Here is a 22,554-nt window from a genome sequence, read left to right on the forward strand (position 1 = left end):
TCCACTGATTCTATTATACGATATTTTGCTTACTTTTAAAAACAAAGCGCGCGGTGCAATTGCCAGGCGGTGCTTGCTTTAGCCGATTTTAGGCCCGGTCGTCTGCGGCTAGTATCAAGCGCCGGGCCCAATGATAAATTGTCCCACCAAAAAAGAATCCCATTTTGGGATTCTTTTTGTTAGCTGACCAAGACTTTCGACAGGAAATCTTGGGTCCGCTGCTCTTGGGGATGTTCAAAGACCTGTTCAGGGGTACCTTGTTCAACCACCTGGCCGTCATCCATAAACCAAACTTCATCGGCGACGTTCTTGGCAAAACCCATTTCATGAGTGACGATCACCATCGTCATGCCGGTTTTCGCCAAATCACGCATCACATTCAAAACTTCGCCGACCATTTCGGGATCTAAGGCGGAAGTCGGCTCATCAAAGAGCATCACATCCGGTTTCATCGCCAGCGCTCGGGCGATCGCTACCCGTTGTTGCTGGCCGCCTGACAGGCTGGCTGGCGTAGCGGTGGCCTTGTCGCCAAGCCCCACTTGTTCCAACAACGCCAAACTTTGTTGATTGGCCGTAGCCTGATCTAGATGTTGCACGTTGATTGGCGCCAAATTGACGTTTTCCAAAACGGTATAATTGGCGAAAAGATTGAAGGATTGGAAGACCATCCCCATTTTCTCGCGGATCTGATCCAAATGAGCCTCATCCAGCTCATTGATTTCTTGATCTTTGAAGAAAACTTGTCCGCTAGTTGGTTGCTCCAAGAGATTTAAACAGCGGAGATAAGTGCTTTTGCCACTGCCTGAGGGGCCAATGATCACAATAACTTGTCCGGCCTGAACTTCGGAATCGATTCCTTTTAAAACGAGATTATCGCCAAATTTTTTAGTTAATTGCTGCGTTTTCAAAATTGTTTCCATATCTTCACCCACTTTTAGAATGACCAAAGCATAGCATATATTTTATAAATATTCAAGATAAAGGCAAATTTATTGTTTAGAATGAATATTTATTCTTACAGCTGCTCTTTTATAAACCAAGCCAGACCACAAGCAAGCGACTGGGCCAAGCGCTTGGGTCCAAACTTGTGGGCGGGCGCTCACTTGGACTTAGCTGACGGCAAGCGGCGCTCGAGTGATCCGCACCGTTGTCGCCAAGAGGTGCCGGCGATCTCCAGGTGCTGTGCTGCTGTGAGAAAAAGCTTTGACCGCGGCGGGATCTATGCTATGATTATGGCGAATGGTAGGTGACCAAAATGGCAATCACAATGAAACGCGATGATAAATTGACCAGCCTGTTCGATAAATTTGCCACACTCCCCGAAGATAAGAAAAACGGGGTCATGGCACAACAGATCAGAGCTAAACAAGCTGCGACCGCAAAGGCTGAACAAGCTGCTGCCGCCGCGGAAGCGAAAGCTGCTAAAGAAGACAAATAATCAGCAAAAAAAGCAATGAGTCACATTTTCACCCTGAAGTTGGGAAAATGTGGTCACTGCTTTTTATTTGCGCTGAAACCATTGGCTGCCGCCTGCCACCGCGAAAGATCGTCATAATCCGCTGACGACTGGTTCACGGTAACGGACAGACGCACGCAGGCACACCGCGGTGAATCCAGGTTACTTGCTGAGCCAAGCTACATTTTATCCGCGATCCACTGCCAAACTTCGGCCTTGCCTAAGTCTGAAACAGCGCTGAACGCTTGCAGATCATCGGCGGGGTCCATTTGCAAAACTTTGCGGATCCGTTGAAGATTTCCCGCTTGATGATTGCGCGTCACCTTGTCCATCTTTGTCGCCACCACAAGGATCGGATGGTGATAGTAATGAACGAACTCATACATGGTCTGGTCATCGGCGGTGGGATCGTGACGGCCATCAACTAAGATCACCACGCCGCGCAACTGCTTGCGACTGGTGAAGTATGCCTCACACATTTGGCCGAACTGCTCCCGTTGCTTCTTGGAAACCTTGGCGTAACCATAGCCAGGAACATCCACCAGCGTCAGATCCTGATTCAATTGATAAAAGTTCAAAGTTTGGGTCTTGCCCGGTTGGCTGGAGGTGCGGGCGAAATTCTTCCGCTGGACCAAGCGATTGATCAGGGATGACTTGCCCACATTGGAACGGCCAGCCAACGCGATCTCTGGTAATTGATTGACGGGATACTGCTCCGGCGCCACCGCGCTGATCAGTAATTTAATATCTTGGACGTGCATGGGTTCCCTCTTTTCTAAACCGAAGTCAGCTTGCTCTTGCCGAACCAACTTCATAAAAGTAATCAAAAAACTTGGTGGGTCCAACGCACCCCGGACGACATGAATCACGGCGTGGCGTTGAGCGCACCAAGTTACTGATTAAGATGCTTGTTCGTTGGTGTGGACCAGTTCAGGCTTTTGCAAACCTTCAGCAGCCTCTTTGGTCACGATCACTTCAGAAACATCCGTTTGATCTGGTAATTCAAACATGGTATCTTGCATGACTTCTTCCATGATGGCCCGTAAACCCCGGGCGCCGGTATCGCGTTCGATAGCTTCATGAGCCATCGCGTTCAAAGCGTCAGGCGTGAATTTCAACTTCACGCCGTCTAACTCGATCAGTTTCTGATATTGTTTGACCAACGCGTTCTTCGGTTCCGTTAAAATTCGAACCAAGTCACTTTCACTCAGTTTATTCAAAGCCGTCACGATTGGAATCCGGCCAATGAATTCAGGAATGATCCCAAACTTCATCAAATCCTCCGGCACAACTTGTTGCATGATGTGGGCTTCATCTTCGATCTTAACTTTCTGCTCACTGGCCGCGCCGAAACCGATCACTTGCTCGCCTAAGCGATTGCGAATGATGTTTTCGATGCCATCAAAAGCGCCACCAACGATAAAGAGGATATTCGTGGTGTCAACTTGAATGAATTCCTGTTGCGGATGCTTACGTCCGCCCTGAGGTGGCACGTTAGCGATCGTCCCTTCTAGAATCTTCAAAAGCGCCTGTTGGACACCTTCACCTGAAACATCCCGAGTGATCGAAACATTTTCGCTCTTTTTGGCGATTTTGTCGATCTCATCGATGTAAACGATCCCACGTTGCGCGCGATCGACGTCGTAATCCGCATTCTGCAATAATTTCAACAGAATGTTTTCCACGTCTTCACCAACATAACCTGCTTCGGTCAAAGTTGTCGCGTCAGCGATCGCGAAAGGCACATTCAAGATCCGCGCCAAACTCTGGGCGAGGAAAGTCTTCCCGGAGCCAGTTGGTCCGATCAAGGCAATGTTACTCTTCTGCAACTCGGTTTCGTCCGCGTCAGCGACAGCCATATGGTTGACCCGTTTGTAGTGGTTATAAACGGCAACGGCCAAGGCCTTCTTCGCGTCATCTTGCCCGATCACATAATCGTTCAAGAAATCCAAGATTTCCCGTGGCTTAGGCACATCAACGCTTTGATCCACCGCGTCAGCCTGTAATTCTTCATCTAAAATATCTTTACATAAGTCAACACATTCATTACAAATATAAACGCCGGGACCAGCAATGATTTTCTTGACTTGGTCTTGGGTCTTACCACAGAACGAACACTTGACCGTTCCTGTAGTTTGCATATTATCAAACATCGTTCGTCCACCTTTTTTATGCTCGATCAATGACCGATGATAGCATGTTTTGCCCGCGGCTGTAAAGCAATTCGCCTTTGATACCTTGTTGGAAAAAAGGACTGAACACAAACCGTTCAGTCCTCCTTTTCAGAAACTGGCGCTATTCTGCTTCTTCAACCGCAGAATCAGTGACGATATCAATGGCCTTCTTAATGGCGATATCGTGCTTCAACATTTCATCCGTCAAAGCTCCGCGAACTTTATCTTCTTCCATGTTGTATTCTTCAGCTAAATCTTTGATTTCATGATCAACTTCTTCTTGACTTGGCTCGATCTTTTCAGCCGCGACGATTGCTTCCAAAACCAAGTTAGTCTTAACGTTTTGGTCAGCGTTTTGTTCGAACTGCTTGTGGAGATCTTCCTCAGTCGTGCCCGTCAATTTGTAGTACATATCTGGATTGATGCCTTGACGTTGCATGTTGCCTAGGAATTGATCCATTTGATTATGGACTTCTGTTTCGATCATTGCATGAGGCAAGTCAAGGATTTCAGCATTCGCAACAGCTTTGTTCAAAGCGGCTTCTTGCTTAGCAGCATCAGCGGCTTCTTGCTTGTTTTGCGTCAATTGATCCTTGATCTTGGCTTTCAATTCGATCAACGTTTCAACTTCTTCGTCGATATCCTTAGCGAAGTCATCGTCAAGTTCAGGAATTTCTTTCGTCTTGATTTCATGGATCTTCGTGGCGAAATGCGCTTCCTTACCAGCTAATTCCTTGGCTTGATAATCTTCAGGGAAAGTCACGGTCACATCAACTTCGTCACCGGATTTATGTCCCAACAATTGATCTTCAAAACCAGGAATGAAGCTGTTTGAACCTAATTCAAGCGAATAGTTCTCGGAAGAACCACCGTCAAAAGCTTCGCCGTCGATCGTCCCAGCGTAATCGATGACAACAGTGTCACCCTTCTCGCTGACGCCATCTTCTTTAAGCACCAATTCAGCTTGTTGTTCTTGACGCTTAGCCAATTCAGCGTCAACATCTGCGTCAGTGACTTCAACGTCAGCCGTTGGTACGGACAGACCTTTATAGTCGCCCAACTTAACTTCAGGCTTAACGGTAACTTTAGCCTTGATGATCCAAGGTTCTTTCGGATCCATCTTTTCAATGCTGATCTCAGGCTGATCAACAGGTTCGATCCCAGCCTCAGCCAGGGCTGCCTCGTAGCTATCTGGCAAGACCACGTTCAAAGCGTCTTCATATAAGGAAGCTTCGCCATACATCTGATTAAAGATTTGGCGAGGCACTTTCCCCTTCCGGAAGCCAGGAACAGCTAAATTCTTCTTAACACGTTTGAAGGCTGCATCTAAACCTTCATCGATTTTATTTACACTAATTTCAAAAGTGAGTTCACCGTCGTTGGTGCCCTTCTTTTCCCATGTGGCAGACATTCAATTTACCTCCGATATTAAATTACATCTATCTCTTTAACATACTTAATTAATACTATCTTATTTGCCAAAAAAAGTAAATGAAACTTTCTCAAAAAGTCGTCAAGTTGCTCGGTTTCTTAATATTTTTTCACGTCAGGTTCGCGCAAAAGAAAAAAGACTCGAGCAATCGAGTCTTTTAGCCGTTTTAAACGAATGATTAGTCTAAGATTTCAGTTACCTGACCGGCACCAACAGTACGTCCGCCTTCACGAACCGTAAACTTAGTCCCTTTTTCAATCGCAACTGGCGCAATCAAATCTACTTCGAAAGTAACGTTATCGCCAGGCATTACCATTTCAACGCCATCTGGTAATTCGATGACACCGGTAACGTCAGTCGTATGGAAGTAGAACTGAGGACGATAGTTTGAGAAGAATGGTGTATGACGGCCACCTTCATCTTTGCTCAAGATATAAACTTCACCCTTGAACTTGTTGTGAGTTTGGATCGAACCTGGCTTAGCCAAAACTTGGCCACGTTCTACTTGGTCACGGTTAACGCCACGTAACAAGACACCAACGTTATCGCCGGCTTCGCCAAGATCCAAAGTCTTACGGAACATTTCCAAGCCAGTAACGATTGACTTTTGGATTTCAGGCTTCAAACCAATGATTTCAACTTCGTCGCCGATCTTAACTGTCCCACGGTCGATACGACCAGAAGCAACAGTACCACGACCAGTGATCGTGAAGACATCTTCGACAGGCATCAAGAATGGCTTGTCAGTGTCACGAACTGGTGTTGGGATATATTCGTCGATGGTATCCATCAATTCTTCGATAACTTTTTCTTGTTCTGGGTCGCCTTCAAGGGCCTTCAAAGCTGAACCACGGAGAACAGGAATATCGTCACCAGGATAATCGTATTCTGATAATAATTCCCGAACTTCCATTTCAACTAAGTCGATCAATTCTTCGTCATCAACCAAGTCAACCTTGTTCAAGAAGACAACCAAATAGTCAACACCAACCTGACGCGCAAGCAAGATATGTTCACGAGTCTGAGGCATAGGACCATCAGTTGCGGCAACAACTAAGATCGCACCGTCCATTTGAGCGGCACCAGTGATCATGTTCTTAACGTAGTCAGCATGTCCTGGGGCATCGATATGAGCGTAGTGACGCTTCAAAGTTTCGTATTCAACGTGAGAAGTGTTGATTGTGATCCCACGTTCCTTTTCTTCTGGAGCGTTATCGATTTGATTGTAATCTTCGGCTTTTGCAAGACCCTTCTTAGCTAACACCTTAGTAATTGCGGCTGTCAAGGTAGTCTTACCATGATCGACGTGGCCGATAGTCCCAATGTTTACATGGGGCTTAGTTCGTTCGTAATGCTCTTTTTCTGCCATTATTAAATGAACCTCCTGTAAAATTGCAAGAAGAATCGGCGTATCAATTGCGCCGAAAATTCTCTATGTTTAATTATACTACTTCAGCCGCGGAAATACCATGCTGCTAAAGGAATATCCTTTAATGATTATACGGAGAGTTGACCGAATTGTAAATACCTAAAACTCGCAAAATAAGAAAATTTTGAATTAAATCGCCCTAAAACTAACTTTAGGAACAAATTGCGCCAACTCCACATAAAAACGAGGCCGAAAACCTCGTTGTCACTACAATATCAAACTATTGTAAACTGCGCAATAATTTGGTCTCCTCACCTTGCCAAAAGTTCAAATGGGCCCGCGTTTGCTGAGAAACATCGGTGGGGACCCTCCCCGTTAAAACCAGTTGTTGCCACGCGGCCAAGGGCTGGAGTTCCGCTTGACTAAAGGGCGCTGTCAACATCAGATAGGTCAACAGATTGCTTTGGGCCAGATCTCGTTGTGAATCCGCCAACTGACCACTTTCGATTGCGACATCAATACCCGCGCGTAACGTCACGTAAGGCTCGCTTTGTTCAAACCTTTGCAGGGCTTGAGTCGAAAACTGCCGGACCTCCCCTTGCCAAAAAATCGACAGGTCCTTGGTCTGGGACATCGCCGCCAACTCCAGCAACAACTGAAACCGGATCACTGGTGACAGTAAAGCGTTCAGCAGCAGCGTTTGACTCAGTCGATAGAAACTTTGCGGCGGCAAGGTCGCCAAATCGGTAAAGAAATCGGCCACGTCCCCATTCAATTGTGTCAAGGTCAGCTGTTGCAGCCGATTTTCCCATTGGGCGAATTCGCTAGCACTCAGCTTAAGCTCACCGACTCGTTGGACCCAAGCTTGCCAGGTGGTCAAATCGGTCCCATTCAAGGCGGCTTGATTCTGGGCCAGATCATAGCCAGACTGGTCCAAAGTCAAATAAAGGCCCGCCGACCACAACGCCTGCCAATAATCGGGTAGCCGCCGCGCCGTCGCGAAAGCTTGAACTGTTTCCGGCGCTCGCAATAACTGACGGAGCGCCGGTTGACTCTCAGCCGCCTTAGCCGTTTCCAAATAGGCTTGAATGACGGTAAAATCTGGTTCGATCGCCAAAGCCTGATTCAAATACTTCAAGGCTTGGGAATAGTTGTCCTGTTCGGCCGCCTCTGCCGCGAGTGTCATCAAACTCTGGACTGATTCGGGAAATTGGCTCATCATACTACCTCCAACAGCAGTCGCGCCAAGTAAAAAAGGGCCGCGGCCCTTTTTTTACTGTGCATCAACGATGCCGATTTTGATTGACTTCCATAATGACTGGTAAAATCACTGGATGTCGTTTGGTTTGATCAAACAGATATTTGCTGAGATCTTCGCGCACGTCTTGTTTCAGGTTGTTCCAATCAAATTCTTTATGCGCTAAATTATTTTCGATTGCTTTGACAATGATCGAGGCGCTTTCGGCCATCAGGTCACGGTTAGCCTTGACGTAAACGAACCCACGGGAAGTCAGTTTCGGCTTCGCCACGATTTTCTTCTTACGCCGGTCGATCGTAACGACCGCGATGAAGATCCCATCGTCGGCCAATAGACGCCGATCCCGTAAAACAATATTACCGATATCGCCAACGCCCTTACCATCGATCATGGTATCACCAGCGTTGACCGCCGCGCCTAGACTGAATTCGCCCTGATGGTATTGCACCACATCGCCACTCTTGGTCACGAAAATGTGATCCAGCGGCAAGCCTGTTTCTTCAGCGATATGAGTATGCGCCTCTAATAGGCGATACTCGCCTTGAATCGGCATTAAGTTATCCGGGCGCAATAAATTGATCATCAATTGCAAGTCCGTTTTATTGGCATGACCGGATGAATGGAGATCATCACTAATCGCTTTGACCGTGCCACCAGCACGATAAATCAGATCCCGTGTCTTGGCGACTGTCGTTTCCATGGCGTGAGATGGCGTTGTTGTAATGAACACCAAATCACCTTCCTTGATCCGCAAGGTGCGATGGTTGTTCGTGGCCATTTTCTCCAAGGACTTCAGGGGCTCACCCATGCGCCCGGTCTCTAAAATAATGGTTTGTTCTGGTTTCAAGGTCTTTAAATCTTTCAATTGAACCAGTAAATCAGGTTTCGGCAAGGTCAGATATTTCAAGTTCAACGCCGTTTTGACAATTTTTTCTAAATCTTGGCCGGTCAAAATGACACGACGCTCGGTTTTCGCGGCAGCGTCAAAAATCTGTTGCATCCGTTCGATATTGCTGGCAACGGACGCCACAATAATCCGGCCGGGATGATATTTGAAAGTCTCCGTGATATAGCTGGCAATATCACGCTGGCTGCTATTCTCATAAGGTGATTCGGCGTTGGCAGAATCACTGAGTAACATGATCGTGTGGTCGCGTCCAATATCGGCCAGGCGACCATAGTCCGTTTGGAACATCGGTTTAGCGGCCTGATCAAATTTGAAATCACCGGTATAAACAATGTGTCCCGCTTCCGTCTTCAGATCAACGCCTAACGAACCCGGAATTGAATGGGTCGTCTTGAAAAATGAGACAGTGGCGTGATTGAAGTCGATCGCGGTTTTCTCGTCAATGACATGAAAATCCTTGAATTTCTTGGTTTTCTTCTCTCCAGCGACGGTGATCTTAGCCAAGGCAATCGTTAACTCCGAGCCAAAAACCGGCACGGGATGATCTGCCAAGAAATAAGGCAGGGCCCCAATGGCATCGGCGTGGCCGTGAGTCAGGAAGATGCCCACAACCTTGTCAATGTTCTCGGTCAAATAACTATAATCAGGAATGACCACGTCGATCCCTAACAACTCGTTCTCAGGGTACATCAAGCCGCAATCGAAGATGTAGATCTCATCTTCGACCTCAACGGCATACATATTCTTACCATTTTCGCGAACGCCGCCAAATGGAATTACTTTTAAATTCTGTAACATTATTGCTCCTTACTTATTCTTTATTCCGGTTCCGTGGCCAACAACGCTTTCCGTGAAGCGTTGATCCGCCCTTTACCATCAATGCTGATAACTTTGACTAAGAGTTGATCGCCTAATTTGACCGCGTCTTCAACCTTGTTCAAGCGACCTGGCGTCAGTTGGGAAATGTGAATGAGGGCGTTCTTACCCTTAGCCAGTTCCACAAAAGCACCGAAAGCTTCAATGCGATTGACTGTTCCCATGTAGACACCGCCGACTTCGATCTCACGCGTCAAGTCGGTAATGATTTGTTTCGCCTGTTCAATGGCTTCGCGATCATCAGAGCTGATCGTGACTTGTCCAGTTTGCTCTATATCGATTTTAACACCGGTTTGGTCAATAATCTCGTTTATTGTTTCACCGCCACGGCCGATCACGTCTTTGATCTGCGCTGGCTTGATCATCATTTGCTCGATCTTCGGCGCATATTGACTCAATTCTGTCCGTGACGCTGGGATCGTTGCCGTCAATACCTGGAGAATTTCTAACCGGGCTTTTTTGGCTTGGGCCAAGGCTTCGGCTAGAATTTCATTCGTGACCCCTTCGGCCTTGATATCCATTTGCAGCGCGGTGATGCCTTCAGTAGTACCGGCAACCTTGAAATCCATATCACCTAAATGATCTTCGATACCCTGGATATCGGTCAGGATCGCGTAGGCCGCGCCTTCTTTGACCATTCCCATGGCAATCCCAGCGACCGGCGCCTTGATGGGAACCCCGCCATCCATTAACGCCAAAATACTGGCACAAATGCTGGCCTGGGAGGACGAGCCATTGGATTCCAAAACATTGGAAACCAAGCGAATCGCATAAGGAAAACTTTCCGTATCCGGAATGACCGGTAACATCGCCCGCTCACCAAGCGCCCCATGACCGATTTCTCGACGGCCCGGCGCGCCATAGCGGCCTGTTTCCCCAACCGAAAATTGAGGGAAATTATAGTGATGGACAAAATTCTTGTGGTATTCCGGTAACAGACCGTCGATCGTCTGCGCTTCAGCCAATGGCGCTAAAGTCAACGCAGACAGGACTTGGGTTTGCCCGCGGGTGAATAAACCTGAGCCGTGAGCACGTGGCAATAGTCCCACTTCCGCGGATAACGCGCGCAATTCGTCTAAAGCCCGACCATCGGGACGCTGATGCTGCTCCAAAATCATTTGCCGCACTTCTTGGCGCTCCAAATCGTCTAGCAATTGATCCACCAGCGGCAAAATCGAGTCCGCGCCATCGCTGGCCGCTAATCCGGCATAATGATCATGGGCCAATTCTTTGACCGCGGCAATGTTGTCTTCGCGAGCTAACTTGTCGGTGGTCAAAATTGCTTGGCGCATCGTCGCCTGATAGAGATCATTGATTTCGGTCACCAAATCAGCCGGCGCGCTAGGACTAACAAAGTCCAGCTTAGGCGCACCGATCGCCGCAATGATTTCCTGTTGAAAGGCGCATAATTCTTGGACCTTGGCAAAGCCAAATTGTAAAGCCGCCAACATTTCGGACTCAGCAATCACGTCACCGCCGGCTTCGACCATATTAATGGCCGTCGCTGAACCCGCAACCGTCAAATCCAGATCAGAAGCAGGTAAAGCGCCACTGGTCGGATTCAATTGTAGCTCGCCGTCAACGCGGGCGACTTTCACCCCCGCGATTGGTCCGGCGAAAGGAATCGGTGAGATGCCTAAAGCCAAGGACGACCCTAACATCGCCATCAATTCTGGTCCGGCCTCCGGATCAGCACTGAAGACAATATTCGTGATCTGGACCTCATCATTGTAGCCCTCTGGAAATAGCGGCCGAATCGGCCGATCGATCAAACGTGCGGTCAAAGTCGCGTGCGTGCTCGGCTTACCTTCACGCTTATTGAAGCCCCCGGGGATTTTGCCCGCGGCGAACATCTTCTCATCATAATTGATTGTCAGGGGAAAGAAATCCTGATTTTCACGGGCCGCCTTATGAACGACCGCGCTTAAGACCGCTGAATCACCATAGCGCACAAAAACAGCGCCATCAGCCTGTTTCGCCATCTGACCGATCTCAACTTGGAGATTCTTGCCAGCCCACTGCCGCCGAAAAATATGTTTATCTTGTTCCATGTTCTTCTTCCTTTTCAATAGATTTTTATGTATAAAGAAAGCGAGATCGAAGCGACCTCGCTGGTAAGGCTATTAACGACGCAAGCCCAAGCTCTTGATAAGTTCACGGTAACGAACAACGTCATTGTTCCGCAGATATGCTAATAAGTTACGGCGATGGCCGATCTTTTTCAACAAACCAACGTATGAATGGTGATCCTTCTTGTGGACCTTCAAATGCGCGTTCAGTGTGTTGATCTCTTCAGTTAAAACTGCGATCTGCACCTCAGGAGAACCAGTATCCCCTTCGTGACGCGCATATTTGGTAATGAGTTCGTTCTTCTTTTCCTTCGAAATTGCCATTTCTTTCACCTCTTTGAAATTGTCCAAAAACAAGGTAAAACGTCGGTGAGTCGTCAAACCTAGTAATTGGTATAACAACAATACTTTAGCGAATATTTACCCAAAAAGCAAGCAGATATTTATGTTTCTCCCCTTAAGGCTGGAAAAAAGGGGTGAGAAATCGGTTAAATTCGCTGGAACCCTTGCATATCTAGCCTGTTCTGATATAATATTTTTTGGCAAGTTTTTATTTTTCTATAGTTGGAGGTGACCTCAATGCCACAAATCAAATCTGCAATCAAGCGTGTGGGTACGAACAATAAAGCTCGGACTCAAAACGCGAGCCAAAAAGCAGCAATGCGGACCGCAGTGAAGAAATTCGAAACTGCTCATGCAGAAAGCGCTGAAAATGCTGGTGCATTATACACTGAAGCAATCCGTGCGATCGATATGGCTGCTTCCAAAGGCTTGATCCATGCCAATAAAGCTGCGCGTGACAAATCACGCTTAACTCGTTTAAACCAAGCTAACTAATTCAATTGAATCAGTTTTAAACTAAAACGTCTGAGATTACTCTCAGGCGTTTTTTTGTGTTGGGCCGGCACTTTCTAGCGCTTAAAGATCCGCTTTGGCCATTTAGGCCGACGATGCTCTCTTCAGTCGTGAAGGCTGATCCAAGCATTGGTGGATGCTTGGATCGAAGCTCCGTTAAGGCTGCGTCGCGAAACGAGTGATCAGTAACTCCAAGCCGTTGGTTTTATCGACTTGGCCGGTTTTGATCTGATAATCCAACTGGACCAACTGCAAATACATTTGCTCCAATCTAATCAGCTGGTACCGTCGCGCCTGGGCCAAGGCCAACTGAACACGGTAAGGATGGATCTTCAGCTGCTGCGTGATCGTCCCTTGGGTATAACCACTTTGCTGGAGAATCTTAACTTGCAATAATAGGCGCACCTGGGTCAGCAGCAAGGCCAACAAGCCGATCGGTTCTTGACCAGTGATAATCAGTTGCTGATAGATTTGCAGCGCGGGCTGTAATTGCCCGTTCAGCGTCGCCGCAACCAACTCAAAGGCATTATCATCAATGATTTGTTCGACCATGGTCGTCACGATCTCCGGCGTGATCGTCGCTTGCGGTCCGGCGAACAAAGCCAATTTCTCCAGTTGCTGTAAAGCCAAGGAATAATCTTCCCGGGTCCGTTGGAGCAACAAATTCAACGCTGGACCCGTGATTGTCGTTCCCAACCGCTGGGCATCCTGTTGCAGACGCTGGTTCAAAGCTGTGCCTTGGACCTTGCCAGCGTTGACGATCAGCGCGGTTTTCTTCAAAGTCTTGGTGACTTTCTTTCGCTCGTCTAGTTTCTCGTACTCGGCCCAAATCACCAATTTCGTCGTGGGTTGTGGTTGCTCTAAATAAGCCATCAATAAGGTGGGATCTTGTTCAACCTTATTGCGCGTCGGTGCCCCCGTCAGGAAAAACGGCGCCGTTAAAATAATCAAGCGCCAATCGCCAAAGAATGGAACTGAGGCGGCATCGTCCAAAGCCACCGGTAAGCCCGTTTCCGAAAGATCATAACGCCCGAGATTCATTTGCCGTTCATCAGGGGTCAAGAGTTGATCGAAATACGTTTGGATCTGTTGTAAGAGCGCCTGTTCTTGCCCGAGAACTAGGATCACTGGTGGTAAATCCGCCAGTGTCATTTTCTGTAGTTGTTCGAGGCTGATCATTTTCGTTGCCGTCTTGACCACGAATTCCTTCACTTCCTGTCAACTTCGTTTGGATCCGTTGATGTCCCCATGGATCCTGACTCCATTCAATCATACCATAACGGGCAGTGTTCATAAACGGAATATTCGCAGCGCGTAGCCGGGCCAAAGTCGCTAGCGCCGGATGGTGATAGCGATTCGCCCGCCCAGCCGAAATAAAGGCCCCCCGCAACTGTAACTGGGCCAAAAAGCGCGGGTGACTGGAGGTTTGGCTGCCATGATGCCCCACCTTGAGGTAGTCCGCCCGCAGCTGCGGATAGCGTTGGCAGATTTTCAATTCATTGGTCTGATCCAAATCGCCAGTAAATAACCATTGGATCTTGCCTAAGCGCAGGAGTAGCACCAGCGAGTCCTCGTTGGTTCCAAGACCAGGCTTGGTCGGCGCTAGGAAACGCCCTTGGAGTCGTTGATCTTGAAGTTGGTCATCCGCCAAACAGGAACGGATCTGGGGTCGACACTGTAATTGGCGCAACTTGGCCTGTACCTGAGGGTTCGCCGCCATCCCCGCTGGTAACAGTAGCGTTTTGGCCGGCATTTGCTGGACAAGCTCGACCAAATCACCAAGATGGTCCGCGTCCTGGTGAGTCAAAAGTAAATAATCAAGCCGCTGGATCCCCGCGGCCTGCAAATAAGGCAAGGTGGTTTGTAAGGCGCCAGCAGTGGTTTGCCGCTGCTGCCAACCGGCGCGCTGAAACCCTAAACGACCACCGGTATCGATCAGTAATGTTCGCCGGGGCCACGCCGTTTGGACGAGAATGCTATCCCCCTGCCCCACATCGATCAGGGTCACGCGATCCACCAAAGGACACTTGATCAGTAAACAATTGACGCATAACAACCCAGCTGCGGGCGCCAGCAAACTAGGAACCAGTCGTGGCGCTTCGCCTTGCAGCAGAAGTAGCACTAGCGCCAATAACACGACCCAGCTGGCCGGTTTTCCCACAACAAGACGCCCAGAAAAGAGCTGGGTACACCAGGCCAAACCAGCGTACAGCAACCGCCAGCATGGTTCCCAGAGCGCGCTGGTGGCTGGCCAAAGCCAGGTCAACAATACGCTGGGTAGAATCAGCCCGGAAAATAAGGGCGCCAAAAGGAAACTTCCCAGCAATGCCCACCACGACCAAACACCCGTCTGCGCAATCAAAATCAGCCCGGTAACCCCACTAAGCCGTAACTGTAAGCGCCAATAACTGGTTTTTGCCGGTATGATGATCAACAACAGCGTCAAGCCGAAACTCAATTGTGGTCCTAATTCAAAGAGACAACTTGGTTTGAGCAAGAGACAAATCAGCAAATTGACTGCGAACAGATCCAGCGGGGGCCAATACCGCCGCCGCCAGCGCTGCCAACAACGCAATTGAAAACTTAAAATTGCCCGAATGATCCCGATCTGTCCACCGACAAACAGGCCGTATAGCGGTAACAAAATCAAGAGCAGCCCGCAGACCAGTTCGTCAGGGCAATGGCAGCGCGCCGCCAGCCAGCGACAGCCGCGAACCAATAAGTTCACATGAAAGCCAGATAGCGCGAATAAATGGACCAACCCCCAAGCGCTGAGCAACTCCTGCAAAGGGCGATCCAACCGATCAGAATAACCGGTGACCAGCATCCGCAAATGAAAGCGACAATAGCGGGGATACTTGGCGAAATAACTCAGTAGCGCGGCTCGCTTGCATCCGATCCATTCACTTAAGTTTGTTGGTGGCCGCGGTTGCCAAGTTTGCAGCGTGCCACTAACCTGCCAAATCAAATCACGATGCCGCCCCCAGCGGGCAAAATCAAATTGAGCTTGATTCGGTGCCGGAGCTAAACGTTCAGCGCGAGTCGCTGTCAGATCAACGACGATGCCAGCGGAATTGGCCGCTAGCGCTTGTTTGACGGCAGCTTGAGGAATTTTAACCAGCGCAAAGACCCGACAACCTGCGGGCGTTTGAGCGCTTCCCGTTAGTTGATCGCCATTAAGCTTGATCTGATCCGCCTTGAAATAAAGCTGCTGGGTCGTCTCCGGAACTTGTTGTTGACGTTGCTCAGACCAAGCCAGCCGGCCCACGAGCAGACCGCTGCAGCACAGGGCAATCCCTAAAAGGCGCCACTGGTGCAAACGAACCAGCCGTTCCAAAACTAAACCTAGCAATAGCCAAGCCAGCCAAGGTTGCTGACTTTCGAAGAAACCGACAAAAATCACCATCAGCGAACTGACCCAAATCAATTTGCCACCCCAGCCGTGGTCCTCACCGACCCGGTTGTGCTGCGGCCGTGACCGCTTTCGACTGATCCACTCGATCATCGCGTTACCGCACACAAAGCCGATCGCGGATCTTCGCCAAGGTCTTGTCCCCGATCCCGCTTACCTGGGTCAATTCATCAACGGATTTGAACCCGCCGGCCTGCTCGCGATACGCAATAATATCTTCGGCTTTCTTCGGGCCAATGCCACTGATTGTTTGCAAGGTCGCGGCGTCCGCGTGGTTCAGATCAACCTGATCCCCGGCACCCTCTGCAGGACTTGTACTTGTGGTTGACCCAGCTGATTGGCCACTTAATTCAGGACCACCGCTCTGAGCGACTTCTGCTTTCGTGGGCACATAAATACTCAGGCCATCGGTTAATGGACTGGCCAGATTGATGGTGCGATCATCACCGTCTTTAGTTAATCCACCAGCGCGTTCCAATAGGTCGATGACCCGTTGATCAGACTTGAAGCGGTAAACATCAGGGCGCTGAACCGCGCCTTTGATTTCGGCGTAGATCACCGCCGCTTGCTTGTCAGCGCCTGAAGGCTTGGTGGTCGCCCCTGAAGACTCTGCGGCAGCACTAGCATCAGTCGTGCTCGTGGCCACAGCGCCCGATGTGCCTGCAGCGGTGGCCTCCAAAAGCGATTGATCAGCAGCTTGGTTTTGACGCTGGCGCCGAACTAAAGAAATCGCCCCGCCACCAAGTAACAGCAGCAATAACCCCAGGCCCAACCAGATCCGCCAACGATATTGGCGATAACGTTCCCGGACTTGTTCCATATTTCTCACCTCGAAGATAAATACGCAAAACAACCAAAAACACCCGCAAGCAATCATCTTTTCTTGATTGCTTGCGGGTGTTACTTTGATTTTAGTGGCGAGATTGACAACATTCAGTCGCGCTCAGCGGGGGCCAACGATGTTGGGGGCGCAGGTTTTGACAGTTAGTTCGCTTCAAGATAAGCCAACACATCACTGAACTTCTTGACCGGCACGATTTTCATCTTGGTGTTGATCTTCTTGGCCGCTCGCTTGGCGGTTTGATAATTATTCAGGTAATCTGGATCAACTTTCTTGATTGCTTTCGTCACCGGATCATTCGGCGCGAAGAAAATCGTCGCCCCCGCCCGATCTGCCGCGACGACCTTCTTATCAATGCCACCGATCGCGCCAACCGTACCATCGGCAGCGATGGTACCAGTACCTGCGATCTTGCGACCGCGGCGCAATTGATTGCCGGTCAACTGTTCATAGACCTGCAGGGAAAACATCATCCCCGCAGACGGACCGCCAATATCGCCAGCGTCGATTTTGACCGGAATTTTCGTGGTGACTTTGGTTCGGTCCGTTAAGGTGATGCCTAACCCGATCCGATCTGTCCCGCGTAATTTGATTAACTTGGCCGTGCTGGTGTGCGCCTTGGAACCACGCAGATAGCTCACTTTTACCTGCTGTCCCAACTTCTGTTTGCCGATATAATCAATGAAACCTTGATTGTTTTTGAAGTGCTGACCATCGACGGCGGTGATCGTGTCACCAACCTTGACCTGCCCTTGCAATGAGGAATTGTCCAAGACCGACATCACGTACATCCCCAAATAATCCACATGATAAGTCGCGTCCGCGGCGCGATAAGCTTGGGTGATCGCATTATTGATCGAATTGGTCATGTAATATTCTTGGATTTGATTGTAAGTTTCAGAATCAGCGCTGCCCATCAGATCTTGGCGGCTGACCGTTTCCTGAAAATCATTGGTTTGCGCCAACAACCAACTAAATGGCGTGGCCCGGCGGATCCCCACCGTGACCAACATGTAACTACCTTTCTTCTGATCGTGCTTGCCGTCCACGGTTACGAATGGTTTCAGCGATTCAGCGGACCCCGGCTGTTCAATATATTGTTGTAATGGCAACGCAAAAAAGGCGATCACCGCCAAGCCTGCCAATGCCCACAATAAGGAGCGAACCCAATTCTTTTTCATCACGGACGAACGCCTTCTTTTCCAAATTTAACAAACTCGGATCAAGCGGGAACTTGATCACCTAGCCGGGTTTTCAGTGGTCGATGGCACCAACTTCGCCTGCAGCAACTGTGTGGCTAACGGCGTCAAATAGGTCGAAACATCGCCACCAAAGGTCAAAACTTCTTTGATCATGCTCGACGAAACATAGGCCAGCTTAGGATCGGTCAACAAGAAAACCGTTTGGATCTCCGGGGCCAAACTCCCATTCATCGCCGCGATACCTGATTCGTAGGTGAAATCAGCGCTATTGCGGAGACCGCGAACCAAAAATTGGGCGCCAACTTCCCGGGCCAAATCGGTGGTCAACCCGGCTGGGCGAGCGATCACTTGCACGCGCGAATCTTGATCGACCGCATCACGAATAATCGCGATCCGTTCGTCAACGGATAAGAGATAATGTTTGCTGCCGTTGGTCATCACCCCGACCACCACTTGATCAAAGAGCGCCAGCGCTTTTTTCAATGTGACCAAATGGCCTTGGGTCAAGGGATCGAAACTTCCCGCGAATAATGCCACCCTTTTCATAACCGATTACTCCTTTGTATACTGATAAACCGTGATCTGAGTCAAGCCGTAATCATGATGCTTGATTTGGCTAAACCCCAGCGGCGGTGTGATCAGCTCAGTACTGTGATCCGTTTCAGCGACAATGATCGCGGCCGGCGCCAACAACCCGGCTGTGGCCATCGTTGTCATCAACTCGGCCATGATCTTAAATCGGTATGGCGGGTCTAAGAAGACCAGATCAACGACCGTTTGAGTGGCCGCCAATTGATCCAAGGCCAGTTGCGCCGACATTTTCATCAGTTGGAAACGTTCTGGTTCCTTGGTCACCGCCAAATTGTGGCTGATCGTCGCTTGCGCTTGCCGCTGTTTATCAACCAAAATCGCCTGGTCGCAGCCACGGGAAACGGCCTCAATTCCTAAGCCACCAGTCCCGGCGAACAGATCCAACGCGATTCCCCCATCAAAATAAGGGCCAATCATACTAAACAAGGCTTCTTTGACCTTATCTGTCGTCGGTCGCGTTTGTTTGCCAGGAACAGCCAATAAACGGCGCCCGCCAAAGCGGCCTGCAATGATCCGCACCGTTAATCACCACGACTTTCTGCCGCCGCCGCTTGATCCAAGCGTTGGCCTAGATTAAGATCCAGGCTGCGGCGATACGATGGTTCCACCTTGCGAACAAAGCGCAACCGGCTCAACGATTTGGTCACCCGCTCAGCCTGATCCAGATCCACATAGAGCACCACATACTTCATTCGTTTTGAGACGTAATAGACCAGGCCGTAATGTCGTAGTTGCCGCAACTGTTTCAGGGAATAGACCCAGACAGCTAGCGCCGTTCTCTCTTTGATTTTAAACATCACGATCTCACCTCTTTCAGCGCCGCTTGCTTCTTGGCAAAGGCGCTAATATTCATTAGAATTCCGATACTGATCAAAGAAATAATCAAGTTCGACCCCCCAGAACTGATGAAGGGCAGGGTCACCCCGGTAATTGGCAAGAGTCCCAGCAAGCCACCCACGTTAAAGAACACTTGGACGAAGAACATGGTCCCGATTCCGAAACAAATCAAGGCCAAGGAAGTTTGCCGGACGCGTAACCCAATTAGGAAACTACGCAAAATAATGATCCCTAGCAAGATCAAAATGACGGTAACTCCGATCACTCCTAGCTCTTCGGCGACAATCGATAGAATGAAATCCGTGTAGGGCTCTGGCAAATAGCCAGATTTTTGAATACTATTGCCAAGTCCCTTGCCAAACCAACCCCCATTACTGATCGCATAGTAGGAATTGACCAGCTGGGCGCCCCCATGCTGCTCCAACTGAAAAGGATGAGCAAACGCCCGGAAGCGGTCCAGCTGATATTCGAGTTTGAAAAGCTTCAAGATCGGTGCATTGGCGCTGGCGTTACCCAAATAACGAACACCCACCGTAAATACTGCGGTCAAGCCGCCAATGATTCCCAACGAGTAAATCCAAGGAATCCCACTGACCGCGATCATCACCAAGCTGATCAATAAAAGAATGCTGGCGCCGCCAATATCGGGTTGCAACGCCGCCATCCCCATCAAGATCACAGCAACGACTAGCGGTGGCGTGAGACTCTTTAAATAATGACCAGCGTACAGGACATGCTGCCGGCGCCCGAAGATAAAAGCAAAATACAGAATCAAGGCCAACTTGGCCATCTCCACCGGCTGGATCGTGAACCCGCCAATGCTGATCCAGCCCACGGCCCCATTGATTGCCGCACTAGGCCGCACAATCCGCAAGATCACCAAGATCCCCATCAAAATAAAGGTAAGCGCCAGCCAAAAGAGGACGAACCGTTTACGATAGAGCACATCAGCGCGTAAGGCAAAAGCGAAAGTAGCCCCAAAGAGCCCGATCATCGCAAAGATAAGCTGTTTTTTCAAATAATACGTCGCAGGCAGCCCAACATTGGCCAACATACTAGAGCTGGCGGAATAGACCATGATCGCCCCCAGTGGCACTAGTAACAAAACCGGCACCAGTAACCAATAGTCGATCAATTTAAATTTTTCGCGCAATCCGCTGCCCTCCTTTTCCCAATTCTGAAGCAAGGCGCCAACACCGGCAAATCTCGGCGGCGCAACTAGCGTCCCACCAAACGGCCAGGTCTGAACGCCACAAACACTAACCCCTATATTTTAGCATAGCCCACCAGAAAATAAAAAACAGATCATCACTTTAGCCAAATTTTAGCTAAAAATAATGATCTGTCCTGACGCTCAAGCCTCAGTTGAAGCAGTTGTGTGGCTTAGTTATCCTGACTGGCCATCTTACGACGCTTGTCTGACTTACGCCGTTCGTTGGTGTTCAAGATCTTCTTACGTAAACGCGTCTTTGTGGGCGTCACTTCGCAGTATTCGTCTTCATTCAAGAATTCGATCGATTCTTCCAAAGACAATGACCGTGGTGTCCGAATCGCCGCCGCGTGGTCTTTACCAGCGGCCCGAGTGTTGGTCAAGTTCTTGCCCTTCGTTACGTTGACGGCAATATCTTGATCCCGATTACTTTGACCAACGATCATGCCTTCATAGACATCGATCCCCGCGTCGATAAACAATTCGCCTCGGTCTTCAACCGACTGCAAACTATAAGTCGTTGAGGGCCCTTGGTTGATCGAAACCAAGGCGCCGCTACGCCGACCAGGTTCCCAGTTGCGGATCACAGGCATGTATTTCTCATAAGAGTGGCTCATGATGCCGTAGCCACCAGTTTGTGACATGAATTCAGTCGAATAACCAATCAAGCCTCGTGAAGGCGCCAGGAAGGTCAAACGCGTCTGACCATTGCCCATGGATTCCATGTTCTGCATATCGCCTTTACGTTGCGCCATCGAATCGATCACAGAACCAACGTATTGGTCCGGCGTATCGATCTGCACCAATTCAAATGGCTCAGACAATTGACCATCGATTTCGCGATAAATAACTTCTGGCCGTGAAAGTTGCAATTCGAAACCTTCCCGCCGCATTTCTTCAACTAAAATCGACAAATGCAATTCGCCCCGCCCGGAAACGACCCAAGCGCCAGGCAAATCAGTATCATCGACCCGCAAAGAAACGTCAGTATGCAATTGGGATTTCAAGCGATCTTCGATTTTCCGTGGGGTCACGAATTTACCTTCGCGACCAGCGAATGGGGAATCATTGACCGCAAATGTCATTTGAAGGGTTGGCGCGTCGATCCGCAAAATCGGCAAGCGATCTTGATGATCAACTGGCGTAACCGTTTCCCCAACGAAAATATCTTCCATCCCGGAAACCGCGATCAAATCACCGGCTTTGGCTTCAGTGACTTCGATCCGTTTCAAGCCGAAAAAGCCAAACAACTTGGTGACCCGAAAATTCTTAGTTGAGCCGTCTAATTTCAAAACAGAAACGCTATCGCCGATCTTGATCTTACCGCGGAAGATCCGACCAACGCCGATCCGACCAACATAATCGTTGTAGTCCAGCATGGCAACTTGGAACTGCAAAGGTTCATCGCTGTTGTCGATTGGTGCGGGGATCGTATCCAAGATCGTGTCGAAAACAGGATCCATCGTATGCTTTTGCGTCTCCAAGTCAGCATCCATACTGGAAGTCCCATTGACCGCGCTGGTATAAACAACGGGGAATTCGAGTTGGTCCTCGTCCGCGCCCAATTCGATGAACAATTCCAACACTTCGTCCACAACTTCTTCAGGACGAGCGCCAGGACGGTCGATCTTATTGATGACGACGATCGGAGTTAAATGTTGATCCAGGGCTTTTTTCAAAACAAACCGCGTCTGGGGCATTGTGCCTTCAAACGCATCGACGACTAAGACCACACCGTCAACCATGCGCATGATCCGTTCCACTTCGCCACCGAAGTCCGCATGTCCTGGCGTGTCCAAGATATTGATCTTGTGGCTGTGGTAATCTACGGCTGTAACCTTGGATAAGATTGTAATGCCCCGTTCCCGTTCGATCGGGTTGGAGTCCATTGCTCGATCTTCCAAGTTGATGTGTTCGTCCAAAGTATCAGATTGTTTCAGTAATTCGTTAACTAACGTTGTTTTACCATGATCGACGTGGGCAATAATGGCAATATTTCGAATGTCTTCACGTGTTTTCAATGATTTTCTTCCTTCCAAAATGCATAAGTACGCTCTTGTTGTGA

The 22,554-nt window shown here is 49.2% G+C and carries 20 protein-coding genes; 2 read left to right on the forward strand and 18 right to left on the reverse strand.

What is annotated here, in order from left to right; genetic code table 11:
• Window positions 1–179 precede the first annotated feature (179 nt).
• Entirely contained in the window at window positions 180–920 is a 741-nt protein-coding gene (locus ACYVSB_RS03085; RefSeq protein WP_125601752.1) for an amino acid ABC transporter ATP-binding protein, read from the reverse strand.
• 335 nt (window positions 921–1,255) lie between these two features.
• Here ACYVSB_RS03085 and ACYVSB_RS03090 point away from each other — a divergent pair, with 335 nt between their 5' ends.
• Window positions 1,256–1,438, forward strand: coding sequence for an SPJ_0845 family protein (locus ACYVSB_RS03090; RefSeq protein WP_125601751.1), 183 nt, complete (start codon window positions 1,256–1,258; stop codon window positions 1,436–1,438).
• Window positions 1,439–1,635: 197 nt separating this feature from the next.
• On the opposite strand, the gene yihA is transcribed toward ACYVSB_RS03090, so the two are convergent.
• The 8 genes from yihA to rpsO all read right to left on the reverse strand — a co-directional run bounded on the left by yihA (window position 1,636) and on the right by rpsO (window position 11,865).
• Window positions 1,636–2,217, reverse strand: coding sequence for a ribosome biogenesis GTP-binding protein YihA/YsxC (yihA, locus tag ACYVSB_RS03095; protein ID WP_461218383.1), 582 nt, complete (start codon window positions 2,215–2,217; stop codon window positions 1,636–1,638).
• 138 nt (window positions 2,218–2,355) lie between these two features.
• A complete protein-coding gene (clpX, locus tag ACYVSB_RS03100) occupies window positions 2,356–3,609 on the reverse strand; it encodes an ATP-dependent Clp protease ATP-binding subunit ClpX (RefSeq protein WP_125601745.1) in 1,254 nt (417 codons plus the stop codon).
• Window positions 3,610–3,751: 142 nt separating this feature from the next.
• Window positions 3,752–5,041 carry a trigger factor gene (gene tig, locus ACYVSB_RS03105; RefSeq protein WP_461218384.1) on the reverse strand — a complete coding sequence of 430 codons (1,290 nt, stop codon included), beginning with the start codon at window positions 5,039–5,041 and terminating at the stop codon, window positions 3,752–3,754.
• 199 nt (window positions 5,042–5,240) lie between these two features.
• Window positions 5,241–6,431 (reverse strand): elongation factor Tu, encoded by a 1,191-nt coding sequence (gene tuf, locus ACYVSB_RS03110; RefSeq protein ID WP_125601739.1) that lies wholly within the window; start codon window positions 6,429–6,431, stop codon window positions 5,241–5,243.
• A gap of 280 nt (window positions 6,432–6,711) precedes the next feature.
• Complete coding sequence (locus ACYVSB_RS03115) at window positions 6,712–7,650, reverse strand: hypothetical protein (RefSeq protein WP_125601737.1); 939 nt, start codon at window positions 7,648–7,650, stop codon at window positions 6,712–6,714.
• A gap of 64 nt (window positions 7,651–7,714) precedes the next feature.
• Window positions 7,715–9,394 carry a ribonuclease J gene (locus ACYVSB_RS03120; RefSeq protein WP_461218385.1) on the reverse strand — a complete coding sequence of 560 codons (1,680 nt, stop codon included), beginning with the start codon at window positions 9,392–9,394 and terminating at the stop codon, window positions 7,715–7,717.
• Window positions 9,395–9,414: 20 nt separating this feature from the next.
• Window positions 9,415–11,523: a polyribonucleotide nucleotidyltransferase gene (gene pnp, locus ACYVSB_RS03125; protein WP_461218386.1), complete on the reverse strand. Its 2,109-nt coding sequence runs from the start codon at window positions 11,521–11,523 to the stop codon at window positions 9,415–9,417.
• Between the two features lie 72 nt (window positions 11,524–11,595).
• The gene (rpsO, locus tag ACYVSB_RS03130; RefSeq protein ID WP_125601727.1) at window positions 11,596–11,865 is read right to left on the reverse strand and encodes a 30S ribosomal protein S15; all 270 of its coding nucleotides are present in this window, start codon (window positions 11,863–11,865) and stop codon (window positions 11,596–11,598) included.
• A gap of 255 nt (window positions 11,866–12,120) precedes the next feature.
• Here rpsO and rpsT point away from each other — a divergent pair, with 255 nt between their 5' ends.
• Window positions 12,121–12,378, forward strand: coding sequence for a 30S ribosomal protein S20 (gene rpsT / locus ACYVSB_RS03135; RefSeq protein ID WP_125601724.1), 258 nt, complete (start codon window positions 12,121–12,123; stop codon window positions 12,376–12,378).
• A 174-nt stretch (window positions 12,379–12,552) separates the two neighbouring features.
• Here the strand turns inward: rpsT and holA are convergent, their stop codons facing one another.
• From holA to typA, 9 genes are all read right to left on the reverse strand, one after another.
• Window positions 12,553–13,548: a DNA polymerase III subunit delta gene (holA, locus tag ACYVSB_RS03140; RefSeq protein WP_461218499.1), complete on the reverse strand. Its 996-nt coding sequence runs from the start codon at window positions 13,546–13,548 to the stop codon at window positions 12,553–12,555.
• The gene (locus ACYVSB_RS03145; protein ID WP_461218387.1) at window positions 13,448–15,901 is read right to left on the reverse strand and encodes a DNA internalization-related competence protein ComEC/Rec2; all 2,454 of its coding nucleotides are present in this window, start codon (window positions 15,899–15,901) and stop codon (window positions 13,448–13,450) included. Before ACYVSB_RS03145 ends, holA begins: the two co-directional genes overlap by 101 nt.
• A gap of 4 nt (window positions 15,902–15,905) precedes the next feature.
• Complete coding sequence (locus ACYVSB_RS03150; RefSeq protein WP_461218388.1) at window positions 15,906–16,628, reverse strand: helix-hairpin-helix domain-containing protein; 723 nt, start codon at window positions 16,626–16,628, stop codon at window positions 15,906–15,908.
• A gap of 164 nt (window positions 16,629–16,792) precedes the next feature.
• Window positions 16,793–17,830: a SepM family pheromone-processing serine protease gene (locus ACYVSB_RS03155; protein ID WP_125601713.1), complete on the reverse strand. Its 1,038-nt coding sequence runs from the start codon at window positions 17,828–17,830 to the stop codon at window positions 16,793–16,795.
• A 57-nt stretch (window positions 17,831–17,887) separates the two neighbouring features.
• Complete coding sequence (coaD, locus tag ACYVSB_RS03160) at window positions 17,888–18,397, reverse strand: pantetheine-phosphate adenylyltransferase (RefSeq protein ID WP_461218389.1); 510 nt, start codon at window positions 18,395–18,397, stop codon at window positions 17,888–17,890.
• Between the two features lie 6 nt (window positions 18,398–18,403).
• Window positions 18,404–18,961, reverse strand: coding sequence for a 16S rRNA (guanine(966)-N(2))-methyltransferase RsmD (rsmD, locus tag ACYVSB_RS03165; protein ID WP_461218390.1), 558 nt, complete (start codon window positions 18,959–18,961; stop codon window positions 18,404–18,406).
• A 2-nt stretch (window positions 18,962–18,963) separates the two neighbouring features.
• Window positions 18,964–19,239, reverse strand: coding sequence for a YlbG family protein (locus ACYVSB_RS03170; protein WP_125601705.1), 276 nt, complete (start codon window positions 19,237–19,239; stop codon window positions 18,964–18,966).
• Entirely contained in the window at window positions 19,239–20,432 is a 1,194-nt protein-coding gene (locus tag ACYVSB_RS03175) for an FtsW/RodA/SpoVE family cell cycle protein (RefSeq protein ID WP_461218391.1), read from the reverse strand. Before ACYVSB_RS03175 ends, ACYVSB_RS03170 begins: the two co-directional genes overlap by 1 nt.
• 230 nt (window positions 20,433–20,662) lie before the next feature.
• Window positions 20,663–22,510, reverse strand: coding sequence for a translational GTPase TypA (gene typA / locus ACYVSB_RS03180; protein WP_461218392.1), 1,848 nt, complete (start codon window positions 22,508–22,510; stop codon window positions 20,663–20,665).
• Window positions 22,511–22,554 lie beyond the last annotated feature (44 nt).

The sequence above is a fragment of the Lapidilactobacillus salsurivasis genome (assembly GCF_054785215.1).